At 69.6% G+C, this 13,506-nt stretch carries 14 protein-coding genes; 8 read left to right on the top strand and 6 right to left on the bottom strand.

Annotated features, from left to right (window positions below; translation table 11 throughout):
• The first annotated feature begins 17 nt into the window (after positions 1-17).
• Positions 18-1,091 carry a non-homologous end-joining DNA ligase gene (ligD, locus tag ACCO44_RS05170; protein WP_372468734.1) on the top strand — a complete coding sequence of 358 codons (1,074 nt, stop codon included), beginning with the start codon at positions 18-20 and terminating at the stop codon, positions 1,089-1,091.
• An 18-nt stretch (positions 1,092-1,109) separates the two neighbouring features.
• Here the strand turns inward: ligD and ACCO44_RS05175 are convergent, their stop codons facing one another.
• Together ACCO44_RS05175 and ACCO44_RS05180 are read right to left on the bottom strand one after the other, a co-directional pair.
• The gene (locus tag ACCO44_RS05175; protein ID WP_372468736.1) at positions 1,110-2,153 is read right to left on the bottom strand and encodes an ATP-dependent DNA ligase; all 1,044 of its coding nucleotides are present in this window, start codon (positions 2,151-2,153) and stop codon (positions 1,110-1,112) included.
• A 60-nt stretch (positions 2,154-2,213) separates the two neighbouring features.
• On the bottom strand, positions 2,214-3,665 hold the full coding sequence (locus ACCO44_RS05180) for a phytoene desaturase family protein (protein ID WP_372468738.1): 1,452 nt from the start codon (positions 3,663-3,665) through the stop codon (positions 2,214-2,216).
• Between the two features lie 64 nt (positions 3,666-3,729).
• On the opposite strand from ACCO44_RS05180, the gene ACCO44_RS05185 reads away from it, so the two are divergent.
• Complete coding sequence (locus ACCO44_RS05185) at positions 3,730-4,218, top strand: hypothetical protein (protein WP_105711586.1); 489 nt, start codon at positions 3,730-3,732, stop codon at positions 4,216-4,218.
• A gap of 2 nt (positions 4,219-4,220) precedes the next feature.
• The gene (locus ACCO44_RS05190; protein WP_372468740.1) at positions 4,221-4,742 is read left to right on the top strand and encodes a GNAT family N-acetyltransferase; all 522 of its coding nucleotides are present in this window, start codon (positions 4,221-4,223) and stop codon (positions 4,740-4,742) included.
• Between the two features lie 24 nt (positions 4,743-4,766).
• Here the strand turns inward: ACCO44_RS05190 and ACCO44_RS05195 are convergent, their stop codons facing one another.
• Complete coding sequence (locus ACCO44_RS05195) at positions 4,767-6,002, bottom strand: acyl-CoA dehydrogenase family protein (RefSeq protein ID WP_372468742.1); 1,236 nt, start codon at positions 6,000-6,002, stop codon at positions 4,767-4,769.
• 63 nt (positions 6,003-6,065) lie between these two features.
• Positions 6,066-6,725 carry a TetR/AcrR family transcriptional regulator gene (locus ACCO44_RS05200; RefSeq protein ID WP_029262291.1) on the bottom strand — a complete coding sequence of 220 codons (660 nt, stop codon included), beginning with the start codon at positions 6,723-6,725 and terminating at the stop codon, positions 6,066-6,068.
• 59 nt (positions 6,726-6,784) lie between these two features.
• On the opposite strand from ACCO44_RS05200, the gene ACCO44_RS05205 reads away from it, so the two are divergent.
• The 3 genes from ACCO44_RS05205 to sucD all read left to right on the top strand — a co-directional run bounded on the left by ACCO44_RS05205 (position 6,785) and on the right by sucD (position 9,339).
• On the top strand, positions 6,785-7,138 hold the full coding sequence (locus ACCO44_RS05205) for a DUF2510 domain-containing protein (RefSeq protein WP_105711583.1): 354 nt from the start codon (positions 6,785-6,787) through the stop codon (positions 7,136-7,138).
• A gap of 113 nt (positions 7,139-7,251) precedes the next feature.
• A complete protein-coding gene (sucC, locus tag ACCO44_RS05210) occupies positions 7,252-8,418 on the top strand; it encodes an ADP-forming succinate--CoA ligase subunit beta (protein WP_029262293.1) in 1,167 nt (388 codons plus the stop codon).
• A gap of 18 nt (positions 8,419-8,436) precedes the next feature.
• Entirely contained in the window at positions 8,437-9,339 is a 903-nt protein-coding gene (sucD, locus tag ACCO44_RS05215; RefSeq protein ID WP_029262294.1) for a succinate--CoA ligase subunit alpha, read from the top strand.
• Positions 9,340-9,418: 79 nt separating this feature from the next.
• On the opposite strand, the gene ACCO44_RS05220 is transcribed toward sucD, so the two are convergent.
• Positions 9,419-9,997: a TetR/AcrR family transcriptional regulator gene (locus ACCO44_RS05220; protein WP_372468744.1), complete on the bottom strand. Its 579-nt coding sequence runs from the start codon at positions 9,995-9,997 to the stop codon at positions 9,419-9,421.
• Positions 9,998-10,071: 74 nt separating this feature from the next.
• Here ACCO44_RS05220 and ACCO44_RS05225 point away from each other — a divergent pair, with 74 nt between their 5' ends.
• A complete protein-coding gene (locus ACCO44_RS05225) occupies positions 10,072-10,476 on the top strand; it encodes a VOC family protein (protein WP_372468745.1) in 405 nt (134 codons plus the stop codon).
• A 53-nt stretch (positions 10,477-10,529) separates the two neighbouring features.
• On the opposite strand, the gene ACCO44_RS05230 is transcribed toward ACCO44_RS05225, so the two are convergent.
• Positions 10,530-12,005: an NCS2 family permease gene (locus tag ACCO44_RS05230; protein WP_372468747.1), complete on the bottom strand. Its 1,476-nt coding sequence runs from the start codon at positions 12,003-12,005 to the stop codon at positions 10,530-10,532.
• A 90-nt stretch (positions 12,006-12,095) separates the two neighbouring features.
• Here ACCO44_RS05230 and ACCO44_RS05235 point away from each other — a divergent pair, with 90 nt between their 5' ends.
• Positions 12,096-13,487, top strand: coding sequence for a DUF6350 family protein (locus ACCO44_RS05235; protein WP_372468749.1), 1,392 nt, complete (start codon positions 12,096-12,098; stop codon positions 13,485-13,487).
• The last annotated feature ends 19 nt before the right edge of the window (positions 13,488-13,506 follow it).

Genomic DNA, 13,506 nt, shown 5'->3' on the forward strand with positions numbered 1-13,506 from the left:
CGCTCTAGGGTCGGAGCATGGCCTCAGAACGTGTCACCCTGACCATCACCGACTCCGACGGAGAGCGCGATGTCGCGCTGTCGAGCCCGAACCGGGTGGTGTGGCCGGACCTCGGAATCACGAAGGCGGAACTGGCCGAGTACGTGCAGCTCGTCGCGGATCCCTTCCTCGCGGCCAACGGCAACCGTCCGGTGTCGCTCGAGCGATTCCGTGACGGCGTCGGTGCGTCGGGCGGACCGCGTGCCGAGGGCTTCTTCTCGAAGAATCCGCCCAAGGGGACCCCCGACTTCGTCGACGCCGTCACCGTCACGTACAACAGCGGACGTCAGCATCCGCAGATCGTGCTCAACAGGGCGAGCGCGATCGTCTGGGCTGTGCAGATGAACACGATCGTGTTCCACCCCTGGGCGTCGCTGGCGACCGACGCGGACAACCCGGTCGAACTGCGCATCGACCTCGACCCGCAGCCGGGCACGGACTTCGCGGATGCCGTGACCGCGGCGCACACGCTGCGCGAGGTGCTGCGCGAGGCGGGACTCGAGGCGTTCGCCAAGACCAGCGGCAACCGCGGTCTGCATGTCTTCGCTCCCATCGAGCCGACCCACGAGTTCCTGGATGTGCGGCACGGCGTGATCGCGGCCGGGCGCGAACTGGAGCGACGGATGCCGGAGCAGGTCACCACGAACTGGTGGAAGGAGGAGCGCGGGGAGCGGATCTTCGTCGACTTCAACCAGGCCAACCGAGACCGGACGATGGCCGGCGCCTACAGCCCCCGCGCGCTGCCGGGGGCGACGGTGTCGACTCCGGTGCAGTGGGACGAGCTCGACGGCCTGGATCCGCGCACGTTCACGGTGCGCAGTATCCCGAAGCGTCTCGAGGAGGTAGGTGACCCCTGGGCGACGATGCAGGCTTCTCCCGGCCGCATCGACACCCTGCTGGAGTGGTGGGAGCGCGACAGGGCGAACGGACTGGGAGAGCTGCCGTTCCCGCCCGAGTTCCCGAAGATGCCGGGGGAGCCGCCCCGCGTACAGCCGAGCAAGAAGGTCGCCGCGAACTGGGACGAAGACGGTACTCCCGCCGAGAAGGACTGACCTTGCGCGAACGGCCCGTCAGCGGAGGACGTCGGCGAGGTCGTAGCCGGCGACCGTGTCGAGCTGGTCGTAGGTGCAGGAGCGGGCGTCACGGTCGGGCCGCCACCGCTCGAACTGCACCGTGTGGCGGAAGCGGGCGCCCTCGAGCTGGTCGTAGCGGACCTCGAGCACCCGCTCGGGGCGCAGCCTCACGAACGAGACGTCCTTGCTGCCGCTGAACCGTGACCGCTCGCCTTCTGCGGTCAGCGCTTCGCCGCTGTCGTCGCGCTCGACGAGGGGAGCGAGCTCCTCGACGAGTTCCTGCCGCCGCACGTCACTCCAGGCGGCCACGCCGCCGACCTGCCGCAGCACCCCGTCGTCGCCGTACAGCCCGACCAGGAGCGATCCGACGCCCGAGCCGGACTTGTGGGTGCGGTAGCCGAGCGCCACCACATCGGCCGTGCGGGCGTGCTTGATCTTGAACAGCGTCCGCTTCCCCGGCGCATACGGCTGGTCGAGGGGCTTGGCGACGACACCGTCGAGTCCTGCTCCTTCGAATTCGGCGAGCCAGCGGACGGCCGCGTCGCGGTCTCGAGTCGTGCGGGTGATGTGCAGCGGATGCTCGACGCCATCCATGAGTGTCTCGAGACGGGACCGGCGGGTCTCGAAGGGCTGCGTCAACAGGTCGTCGTCGCCGAGGGCGAGCAGATCGAAGGCGATGAACATCGCCGGCGTCTCCGCCGCGAGCTTCGCGACGCGTGAGGCCGCCGGGTGGATGCGCTGGCTCAGCGCCTCCCAGTCCAGGCGCTGCGAGCCGAGTGGTCCGGTGGCGACGACGATCTCCCCGTCGAGCAGGCACGGTCCGGGCAGCAGCTCGGGGATCGCCTCGACCAGCTCGGGGAAGTAGCGGGTGAGCGGCTTCGCGCCCCGAGAGCCGATCTCCACGGTCTCGCCGTCCCAGGCCATGAGGCCGCGGAAGCCGTCCCACTTGGGTTCGAACAGGAGCCCACCGGAGGTCTTCGCCGGATCGGGAACCGCCGGCACCGCTTTGGCGAGCATCGGCGCGGGGATCTCGTAGCGCATGCTCCCATCCTGGCCGCGGCATCTCGATTCCGGAACCCCGGCGTCGCCGGCGACCGAGCGTCAGCCGAACACGTCGTCGAGCCCGGCCGGCATCCCCGCGTCGCGCAGCACGGTGCGGGCCGCGTGCCACCCGGCCATGCCGCTCACGGCGGGTCCCGGCGGAGTCGACGCCGACGCCAGATACACCCCGCGCATCGGGGTGCGCCAGGGCACCGGAGACACCACCGGGCGCCGCACCGCCTGCCGGATGTCGAACACGCCGCCGGAGATGTCTCCGCCGATCTCCCCGGGGTTGATGGCCTCCCGAGACGACGCAGGAACCGCGTGATGAGCGAGGATCAAGTCCCGGAAGCCGGGCGCGAAGCGCTCCACCTGCGCCGTGATGAGCTCGGTGGGGTCGAGGTCGGAGCCGTTCGGCACATGGATGTATGCCCACAAGACGGCCTTGCCCTCGGGCGCGCGCGTCGGGTCGAAGACGGAGGGCTGCACGGCGAGCACGTAGGGGCGCGCGCTCACACGACCCGCGGCCACGGCGTTCTCGCTCGCCCACACCTCGTCGCGGGTGCCGCCGAGGTGCAGGGTCACCGCGTTCCGCACCTCCGGGTTCGACCACGGGATGGGGCCGTCGAGCGCGAAGTCCACCTTGGCCGCGGCGGCGCCGTATCGGTAGCCGCGGAGCGCTCTGGCGTATCCGGCCGGCACGTCGGGGTGGGTGAGGGCGAGGCGGGGCGAGGTGTTCAGCAGGAGCACGTCCCCGCGGGAGGGGTCGCCCGCGTCCAGGGTGCGCAAATCGTTCACGCGCGCACCGGTCTCGACCGTTCCCCCGTGCGCTTCGAGGTCGGCCACCAGTGCATCGGCGATGGTCTGCGAACCGCCGCGCGGGTAGGGCCAGCCTCCGGCGTGGGCGAGAGCGGCGAGGAGGAGCCCCGCTGCCGCCCCGGCGAGGGTCGGCTGCGGGGAGTTCGCGTGGGCCACGACTCCCGACATCAGGGCGGCGGCCTCCTCGGCCCGGAACGAGACGCGGGCGAGAGGGGTGCCCTGGTCGAGCATCCGGATCGCGTAGCGCACCGCGGTGACGGGGTCGGCCGGCATCCGGAGGAGTTGATTGCCCGTGAAGTCCGTCACCCCTTCGATGTGCGTGCTGAGCGGACGCAGGCGGGTCAGCCAGGCGTCGCGGTCGGGTCCGAGGGCGGCGGCGGTGCGCTCGATGTCCCGCCAGGCGACGGCCGCGCGGCCGCCGTCGAGGGGGTGGGCGAACGAGATGTCGGGGCGGATCCATTCGATGCGCTCGTCGAGCCGGAAGGCGTGGAAGAACGGCGAGGATACCGCCGCCGGATGCACGGCGGAGCACACGTCGTGGCGGAAGCCCGGAAGCGTCCCTTCTCGGGTGCGCAGCCCGCCGCCGATCGTGTCAGCGGCCTCGAGAACGCGGACCTCATAGCCGGTGCGGGCGAGCGCCACCCCGGCGGCGAGGCCGTTGGGTCCGGATCCGATGATCGTCGCGCGTGCCATGCGGCCAGTCTCGCACGGGCAGCGTGGTCGAAAGAGGGGGTTGCGGCGTGCGATCCTGGAACAAATGAAAGAAGTACAAGGGCCGACCCCCGCAGGCACCTCCCGTCCATACCGTTCGCTCCAGGAAGCGCTGCGCGCGCACCGCATCGACCCGTCGAACCACGCGTTCATCGCGGAGATCACCCAGACGATCGGAATCAGCTCGTTCATCGACCGTGGTCGCTACATCGAGGCCATCCGTCGCGGTGAGGGCGCCGCGCTGCACATCGGACGCACCTACACGAACGGTTTCACCGAGGACGAACGGCTCGTCGTCGGGTCCACTCCGCTTCGTCTGCAGCCGAGCGAGGGTCGCGCGCCCTACTTCTACGTCAGCCACCCGAGCGAGTTCATCCCGCTGACCCCGCCGCGCGCTGCCAAGCGCACCACGACTCCTCGTGTCTCCGCTCCGCGTGCCGAGAAGGCACCCAAGCCGGTGGAGGAGCGGGACTACGGCGTGTGCGACGTGTGCTTCATGGTGAAGACCCCGTCCGGCGGCTGCGGCTGCGACTGACGGTGAGCGTCGACGCGCACCGTCCGCTCGAGCGACCGGTGATCCGCGTAGCCGATCTGACCGGCCCCGATGCGATCGAGGTCGGTTCCGCGGTGCGGGCCTATCTGCTGCAGACCGAGCTCGAGAAGCACCAGCAGGAACGGACCGTTCCGGATCCTGCGGCCCCGCTCCCGGAACGCTATCGCCGCGAGGTGGAGACCCCGGCCGCCGCGTATGCCGGGCATCGGGTTCTGCTCGCGCAGCTTGAGGAACGCGTCGTCGGTGTGGTCGTGCTCTCGGAACGAGAGGGGATCGCGGAGATCAAACGTCTCTGGGCGGTTCCTGCCGCCCGCGGCCGCGGTGTGGGGTCGGCGTTGCTCGACGGCGCCGTGCACGCGGCGGCCGCGTCAGGTGCGACTGAAGTTCGACTGTCCGTCTGGGACTGGCGACAGGGAGCTCTGCGTCTCTACGAATCGCGGGGCTTCGAGCGCGTGCCCTCCTGGGACGACCGGGAGCGGCTCGTGTGCCTCGTGCGTCCGGTCTGACGAGAACGCTCGCCGACCGAGGTCTCAGGCGAACGCGCTCATCCCGGTGATGTCACGCCCGAGCAGCAGCGCCTGGACGCTCTCCGTGCCCTCGTAGGTGTGGATGGCCTCGATGTCGGCCATGTGCTGGATGACGCCGTTCTCGAGCAGGATGCCGTTGCCGCCGAGCAGGTCGCGGGCGGTGGAGGCGATGCGTCGCGCGGCGCGTGTGTTGTGGAACTTCGCGAGCGACGCCTGGGTCGGCCGCAGCTCGCCCGCGGTCTCGAGATCGGCCATCCGCCGGCAATACAGCTGCATGGCGGTGAGATCTTCGAGCATGTGGGTGAGGCGCTCCTGCACCATCTGGAACTTCGCGAGCGGCTTGCCGAACTGCACGCGCTGTGTCGCGTAGGCGAGCGCGGCCTCGTAGCAGGCGGTCGCGTGTCCGAGCGCCGACCAGGCGACGCCGGAGCGGGTCGCGTACAGCACGGTCGAGGCGTCCTTGAAGCTCTTCGTCCCCGGCAGCACGGCGTCGAGCGGCACCCGCACGTCGTCGAGGACGATGTGGGCCTGGTGGATAGCCCGCAGCGAGGCCTTGCCGCGGATCACGCTCCCGGTGTACCCCGGCGTCCCCTGTTCGACGAGGAAGCAGCGGACCGCGCCGTGCTCGTCGGCGCCCTCGTCGTCGACGCGGGCCCAGACGAAAGTGATGCCGCCGGACGCGCCGTTGCCGATCCATTTCTTCGCGCCGCGGATGACCCACGAGTCGCCGTCGCGGCGGGCGACGGTCTCGAGGGAGACGGAGTCCGAGCCGTGGTCGGGCTCGGTCAGCGCGAAGGATCCGAGGACCGAGCCGTCGGCGAGAGCGGTCAGCCACCTCTCCTGCTGTTCCGGGGAGCCGAACAGGGCGAGGGTGCGCAGGGCGAGTCCGCCCTGCACGGCGAGGATCGTGCCCAGCGAACCGTCGCCGCGGGAGATCTCCATGTTGACGAGCCCGGCGGCCAGCGGTGACAGGCTCGTGAGCGAAGGGTGCTGGACGCCGTCGACGACGAGGTCCATCTCGCCCATCCGACGGGCCGCCTCCAGCGGGTACTCCGCACGGTCCCAGGCATCCGCCATCTGCGGGGCGACCTCGTCGACGTAGGACTTCGCCCGGTCCCACGCCTCGCGATCGGCTGCGGGGATGTCGGTGAAAGCGGCGTAGTAGTCGCTGTCCTGACGCGCGGTGATGTCGTACGACGAGACCCGTTCGCCGGGGAACGGGGTGGCTGCAGTGCTCATGGGGCTCCTTCGTGGACCTGAGTATCGTACTCCTCGATACTCGGTTCCACGACCCTGACGCGGCTAGTCGAGCTCCGACTGCAGGCGGCGGGACACCTCGGCGATCGGCATCGAACGTGGGAACACCGCGACGACCATGTCGTCCGGGGCGGTGGCGGCTTCGCCCGCCACACCGTAGCGGCGGCGCACATCGGCCAGTGCCGTCTGCAGGGTAGACAGCGGCACTTTCTTGCGCCCCCGCAGCAGCTGGCGCAGCACGTGGTTGTGCACGGCGGTCACGAGGGCGGCGAAGCCCACGGCGTCCAGCGGGTCGACGCCGGGAAGCGCACCGCGCAGGTACTCGTCGAACAACCTCTCGTATCGGAAGACCGTGATGATCTCGCGTTCGCGCAGCACGGGCACCTCGCGGACGATCTGGTAGCGACGGCGGGCGAGCTCGGGGTCGTGCGCGAAGTGCGCGAAGACCGACTCGGATGCTGCGCACACCGCGCCCCACGGATCGTCGTGCCCCTCGGCGAGGAACTCCCTGAGCTGCTCGAGCAGCACCTCGTGGTCGGCGAACACCACGTCCTCCTTGCCGCCGAACTGGCGGAAGAACGTCGAGCGCGAGACACCGGCGGCCTTGGCGATCTGTTCCACCGAGGTCTGGTCGAACCCCTGGGCGCTGAAGAGCTCGAGCGCTGCGGCCACGACGCCGGTGCGCAGTTCTGCGGATTCGTGCATGGCGAAAGCCTAGACCTCGGCGGGCGGAGACGCCGAGGCGAGGCCGTCATACTGAGAGCGTGAGTGAGCGCGGAATTGCGGCCGGATGGTTCGAGACCCGGCGACGCGGCACCCTGCGCTGGTGGGACGGCTCGCGCTGGACCGAGCACATCGCGGTGCGAGGGCGGACGACCACGCTCGCCGAGGACAGGGCGTCCGTGCGCAGGCAGCTCATCCTGACAGAGGTGGTGCTGGTCGCCCTGATGGTCGTCTCCATCCTCATCGCCTTGTGGGGCTCGCTGCCGGTCGTCGCCGTCCGCCCCGTGATCGTGGCGGCCGGCACAGCGGCGGTGTGCGTCCCGATCGTGATCGCGCGCCAGCTCCGTCTGGTCGCGCTGCCGTCGCGGCGCTTCGGTGTACCGGCACTGCGCTGACCCGGCGATGCCGCGGCCGCAGGAGCGTCCAGGCCGAGGTAGTAGGCTGGGGGACTGGTCGATGTCTCGACATCGAGAGAATTACCAGACAGCAGCCCAGTGAAGGAACCACAGTGGATCTGTACGAGTACCAGGCACGAGACGTTTTCGAAAAGTACGGAGTGCCGGTCCTCGCCGGCATCGTCGCGGACACCCCTGAAGAGGTGAGGGCGGCCGCCGAGAAGATCGGTGGAGTGGTCGTCGTCAAGGCTCAGGTCAAGACCGGCGGCCGTGGCAAGGCGGGCGGCGTCAAGGTCGCCAAGACGCCCGATGAGGCGTACGAGGCAGCGAAGGCCATTCTCGGCCTCGACATCAAGGGCCACGTCGTCAAGCGCGTCATGGTCGCGCAGGGCGCGCGCATCGCCGAGGAGTTCTACTTCTCCGTGCTGCTCGACCGCGCCAACCGCTCCTACCTGAGCCTCTGCTCGGTCGAGGGCGGCATGGAGATCGAGGAGCTCGCGGTGGAGCGTCCCGAGGCGCTCGCGCGCGTCGAGGTCAACCCGCTCACGGGCATCGACAAGGAGAAGGCCGTCGAGATCGCTCGCGCGGCGAACTTCCCCGAAGACCTCGTCGAGAAGGTCTCCGACGTGTTCGTCAAGCTCTTCGACGTCTACAAGGGCGAAGACGCGACGCTGGTCGAGGTCAACCCGCTGGTGCGCACCGAAGAGGGCGACATCATCGCGCTCGACGGCAAGGTCACGCTCGACGACAACGCCTCCGAGATCCGTCACCCGGAGCACGAGGCGCTCGAGGACAAGGACGCCGCAGACCCGCTCGAGGCCAAGGCCAAGCAGTCGGGCCTCAACTACGTGAAGCTCGACGGCGAGGTCGGCATCATCGGCAACGGCGCAGGGCTCGTCATGTCCACGCTCGATGTGGTCGCCTACGCGGGCGAGAACCACAACGGCGTGAAGCCGGCCAACTTCCTCGACATCGGCGGCGGCGCCTCGGCCGAGGTCATGGCCGCGGGCCTCGACGTCATCCTCGGCGACCCGCAGGTCAAGAGCGTGTTCGTCAACGTGTTCGGTGGCATCACGGCGTGCGACGCCGTCGCCAACGGCATCAAGGGTGCACTCGAGACGCTGGGCGCCACGGCCTCCAAGCCGCTCGTCGTGCGCCTCGACGGCAACCGCGTCGACGAGGGTCGCGCGATCCTCGCCGAGTACGCGCACCCGCTCGTGACCCTGGCCGCCACGATGGACGAGGGCGCCGACAAGGCCGCCGAGCTCGCCAACGCCTGAGACTGAAGGACTAGAAGAATGTCGATCTACCTCAACAAGGACTCCAAGGTCATCGTCCAGGGCATCACCGGCGGCGAGGGCACCAAGCACACCGCGCTGATGCTCAAGGCCGGCACCCAGGTCGTCGGTGGCGTGAACGCCCGCAAGGCCGGCACCACGGTCGCCCACACCGACAAGGACGGCAACGCCGTCGAGCTGCCCGTCTTCGCCTCGGTCGCCGAGGCCATGAAGGAGACCGGCGCCGACGTGTCGATCGCCTTCGTCCCCGGCGCCTTCACGAAGGACGCGATGATCGAGGCCATCGACGCCGAGATCCCGCTGCTCGTCGTCATCACCGAGGGCGTCCCCGTCGGCGACTCGGCCGAGGCCTGGGCCTACGCGCAGAGCAAGGGCAACAAGACCCGCATCATCGGCCCGAACTGCCCCGGCATCATCACGCCGGGCGAGGCGCTCGTCGGCATCACGCCGGCGAACATCACGGGCAAGGGGCCGATCGGCCTCGTGTCGAAGTCGGGCACCCTGACCTACCAGATGATGTTCGAGCTGCGCGACCTGGGCTTCTCGACCGCCATCGGCATCGGCGGCGACCCGGTCATCGGCACCACGCACATCGACGCGCTCGCCGCGTTCGAGGCCGACCCTGAGACCAAGGCCATCGTCATGATCGGTGAGATCGGCGGCGACGCCGAGGAGCGTGCGGCCGACTACATCAAGGCGCACGTCACCAAGCCGGTCGTCGGCTACGTCGCGGGCTTCACGGCTCCCGAGGGCAAGACCATGGGTCACGCCGGTGCGATCGTCTCCGGCTCGGCCGGTACCGCTCAGGCGAAGAAGGAGGCCCTCGAGGCCGCCGGCGTCAAGGTCGGCAAGACGCCGTCCGAGACGGCAGACCTGATGCGCGCGATCATCGAGTCGCTCTGATCTGAGTTACGCTTGATCTGAAGGCCCCGGACTCCACTCCGGGGCCTTCTTTCATCCCCTCGGTTGGTGGACCGTCGAGTCAGGTGCGCGGGGTCACCGCGTCCAGAATGTCGTCGAGCGCCGTGTGGGCCTGCGTCCGCGCGTCGGTATCGTCCGGGTGCGCGGCGAGCCAGAGCGCGAGCTCGTTCATCGCTCCGGACAGCGCCGCGGTCAGGGCGTCGAGGAGGGCGGGGGCGGCCCCGGCTTCGCGTAGTCCCAGGCGCAGTTCCCGTTCGGGCCCATCGGCATCCAGCTTTCGCCATTCCTGCCAGCCGAGCACGGCCGGGCCGTCGACGAGGAGGATGCGCGAAGCCGCTCCTCGGGTGATGGCGTCGAGGAACGCGTGGCTGCCGTCGCGGAGTGCGGCGTCCGGAACGCCCGCGGCAGTGGCCTGCACGATCGCCCCCGCGACGACTTCCTGCTGTGCCGCAGCGACCGCCGCGAAGAGCAGCGGCTTCGACGAGTAGTGGTGGTACACGGCGCCGCGGGTGACTCCGGCCGCCTGGGCGATCTCGTCGACGGACGCGGTGGCGTATCCCTGTTCGGCGAAGTGCGCGGTCGCGGCATCGAGGATCCGGCGTGCGGTCTCAGCGGCGTCGGCGGCGGATGCTCGGGGCATGGGGTTCCTTTACGTGCGGCGTGTATGTATTCTAGCGGAAAGATACAAACACACTGTACGTAAAGGGAGAGATGATGGAGATCACGAGCTTCTATCCGGTGCTGATGGTCGACGACGTCGCCACTGCCACGCAGTTCTACCGCGAGGAACTCGGCTTCGAGACGACGTTCGAGGCCGACTGGTACGTGAGCCTGCGCTTCGCCGGCGGAGAGCTCGCGCTTCTGGACCGGACACACGAGACCATCCCGGAAGGCTTCCGCGAGCCGGTGCGCGGACTGCTGCTCAACGTCGAGGTCCCCGATGCCGCAGCCGAATACGCGCGGCTGGTCGGGGAGCGCGGGCTGCCGGAGCGGCTGCCCCTGCGGGACGAGGCCTTCGGGCAGCGGCACTTCATCGTCGAGGCTCCCGGTGGTGTGCTGATCGACGTGATCGAGCCGATCGAGCCGTCCGCGGAGTTCGCCGCCGCCTACGGGGGCTGAACACCAAAGAGGGGCGGATGCCGCAGCATCCGCCCCTCTTGTGACGCTTCGGGTCAGATCCCGACGCCGAAGAGCGCCTCGATAGGCCCTCGCGCGAAGAAGATCAGGAAGCCGGCCCCGACGACCCACAGCAGCGGGCTGATGGTCTTGGCCTTGCCGGAGAAGGCGTGGATGAGCACCCAGCTCACGAAGCCCGCGCCGATGCCGTTCGCGATCGAGTAGGTCAGCGGCATGACCGAGACGGTGAGGAACACCGGGAGCAGTACGCGGAAGTCGCTGAAGTCGATGTAGCGGATCTGCGCCATCATCATGGCTCCGACGATGATCAGCGCGGCCGCGGCGATCTCGGTCGGGACGATCGAGGTGAGCGGGGTCAGGAACATCGCGATCAGGAACACGACGCCGGTCACGACGTTCGCGAGTCCTGTGCGCGCGCCCTCGCCGATGCCCGCACCCGACTCGATGAAGACCGTGCTCGACGACGACGAGGTCGCCCCACCGGCGATCGCACCGACACCCTCGACGACCAGTGCCGACTTGATGCGCGGGAAGTCGCCGTTGTCGTCGGCCAGGTTGGCCTCCTTCGCGAGACCGGTCATGGTGCCCATGGCGTCGAAGAAGTTCGTGAACAGCAGCGTGAAGACGATCATCACGATCGCCACGAGGCTGACCTTGCTCAGGTCGAAGCTGAAGTCGACCGCGCCGATCAGGCTGAGGTCGGGGACGCCCACGGGGGAGCCGTTCAGCGCCGGGACGGTGAGTCCCCATCCGCCGGGGTTGACCACGTTGCCCTCGTCGTCGAAGCCACGGGCTCCGATGTGCCAGATGGCCTCGACGATGACCGCGAGCACGGTGCCGCCGATGAGGCCGATCAGCATGCCGCCCTTGATCTTGAGGGCGACGAGGATGCCGGTGAGCAGGAGCGTGATCACGAAGAGCAGCGTCGGCACTGTCGCGACCGAGCCGTTGACGCCGAGGCCCACCGGCGGCGAGGAGGCGCCGGTCGCGGTGACGAAGCCCGAGTTGACGAAGCCGATGAAGGCGATGAACAGGCCGATGCCGACCGTGATCGCGATCTTCAGCTGGAACGGCACGGCGTCGAAGATCGCCTTCCGAAGTCCGGTGGCGGCGAGCAGCACGATGACCACACCGTTGATCATCACCAGTGCCATGGCCTCGGGCCAGGTCACCTGGCCGACGACCGAGAACGCGACGAAGGCGTTGATGCCGAGGCCGGCGGCGAAACCGAACGGCAAGCGGGTGACGAGTCCGAACAGGATCGTCATCACACCGGCGGTCAGCGCGGTGGCGGCTCCCACGGCGTTGAACTCGAGCATGTTCCCGGCGACGTCGGGCTTGCCGGAGAGGATGATCGGGTTCAGGATCACGATGTAGGCCATCGTGACGAACGTCACCAGACCCCCTCGGATCTCGGTGCCGATCGTGGATCCGCGCTTGCTGATTTCGAAGAAGCGGTCCAGGGAGTTCTTGGGCTCGGTGGATGCCGGGGCGGGCGGGGCAGTTGTCATCGGGAAACCTCCGGAGAAACGCTATCGTGTCGCCGACCTCACGCGCGCCCCCAGGGCTTCGTCGGCAACTCGTCGTAGTCTCGAAACGCTATGCAACGCCTCCTCGTCGCGCTCCTCGCCGCCTTCGACGCCGCCATCGCCGCGGCGGTCGGCCTCGTCGTGCTCCTGGCGCCGTTGACGCTGCTCTGGACCGTCGCCTTCGGGATCACGGCCGACTGGGGAGCCCTCTGGCCGCTCACCGGGACGCTCTGGGAGTTCGGTCACGGCGTTCCGCTGACGGTCACGATCCCGGACGCGCTCCTCGTCGCGCTCGCGATCCCACCGGCGGCGGCGAACTTCGTCGTGTCGATCACACCGCTCGCCTTCCTGGTGTTCACGCTGCTCTTCGCGGCGCGTTCGGGCAGCAGAGCGGCGAAGGCCGGAGCCTGGCTGCTCGGCTCGCTCACCGGAGCCGCCGTGTTCACCCTCATCGCCGCCGGCGTCGCGCTGACGGCACGACTGGACGCGGCGCAGACGCCGTTCGCGCCGGCGATCATCCTCCCCGCCGCGGTCTACCTCGTCGGTGTGCTCTGCGGCGCGGTGCGCATCGCGTGGGAGGAGGGCGACGGCGGCATCCTCGACCGACTGCACGACTGGTTCGACGCCCGCGAGGACTGGGCGCCCGTTCCGGCGGCGATCGTGCGCGGCGCCGCCTTCGCCCTCGTCGGAGTGGTCGGCGCGTCCGCCCTCGCACTGGCCGTCGCCACGCTGCTCCGCGGGGGAGAGGTCGTGGCCCTGTTCCAGGCCGCCAGGGTCGACGCGCTCGGCGCGACGGTGATGACCCTCGCCCAGCTCGCCTACCTGCCGACCATGCTCGTGTGGACGGCGGCGTGGCTCGCCGGTCCCGGCTTCGCCGTCGGCGCCGGAACGGCGGTGTCGCCCGCGGGTACGCAGCTCGGCGTCGTCCCCGGCATCCCCGTGTTCGGGCTGCTGCCGGAGAACAGCTCGATCTGGATGCTGATCGTCGTGCTCATCCCCATCGCCGCCGGTGCGTTCGCCGGCTGGGCGGTCCGCTCGCGCCTCGTGTGGGAGGGCACACCCCTCGGTATGCTGCAGCGTGCGGTGATCGCCGTCGGCATCGCGGCCCTGAGTGCCGGGGTCGGCGGGCTCGCAGCCGCCCTCGCGAACGGCTCGATGGGTCCGGGGCGGCTGGCTGTCGTCGGACCGGCTGCCTATCCGTTCGCCCTCGCGCTCGGTGCGGAGGTGCTGGTCGGTGCGGCCATCCTGCTGCTGTCTCCGCGGAACCGTGATGAGCTCGCCGAGGAGCGCACGGACCGGTGGATCGCCGAGATGACCGAGCTCGACCCGAATGCTGTCGTCGTCGCCGGCGCGGCGTCCGCTGTGCCCTTCGCAGACGTGTCGGCCGCCGACGACACGGCACCGCTCGATGACGTGCGCGGGTTCCTCGCACCGCCGCGTGATCCGGCGGAACCGCGCGACTGACGGCGGGGTCCGGTCGGCC

Origin of the sequence: Microbacterium maritypicum, assembly GCF_041529975.1 — a bacterium.
In the GTDB taxonomy this organism is placed as follows: domain Bacteria; phylum Actinomycetota; class Actinomycetes; order Actinomycetales; family Microbacteriaceae; genus Microbacterium.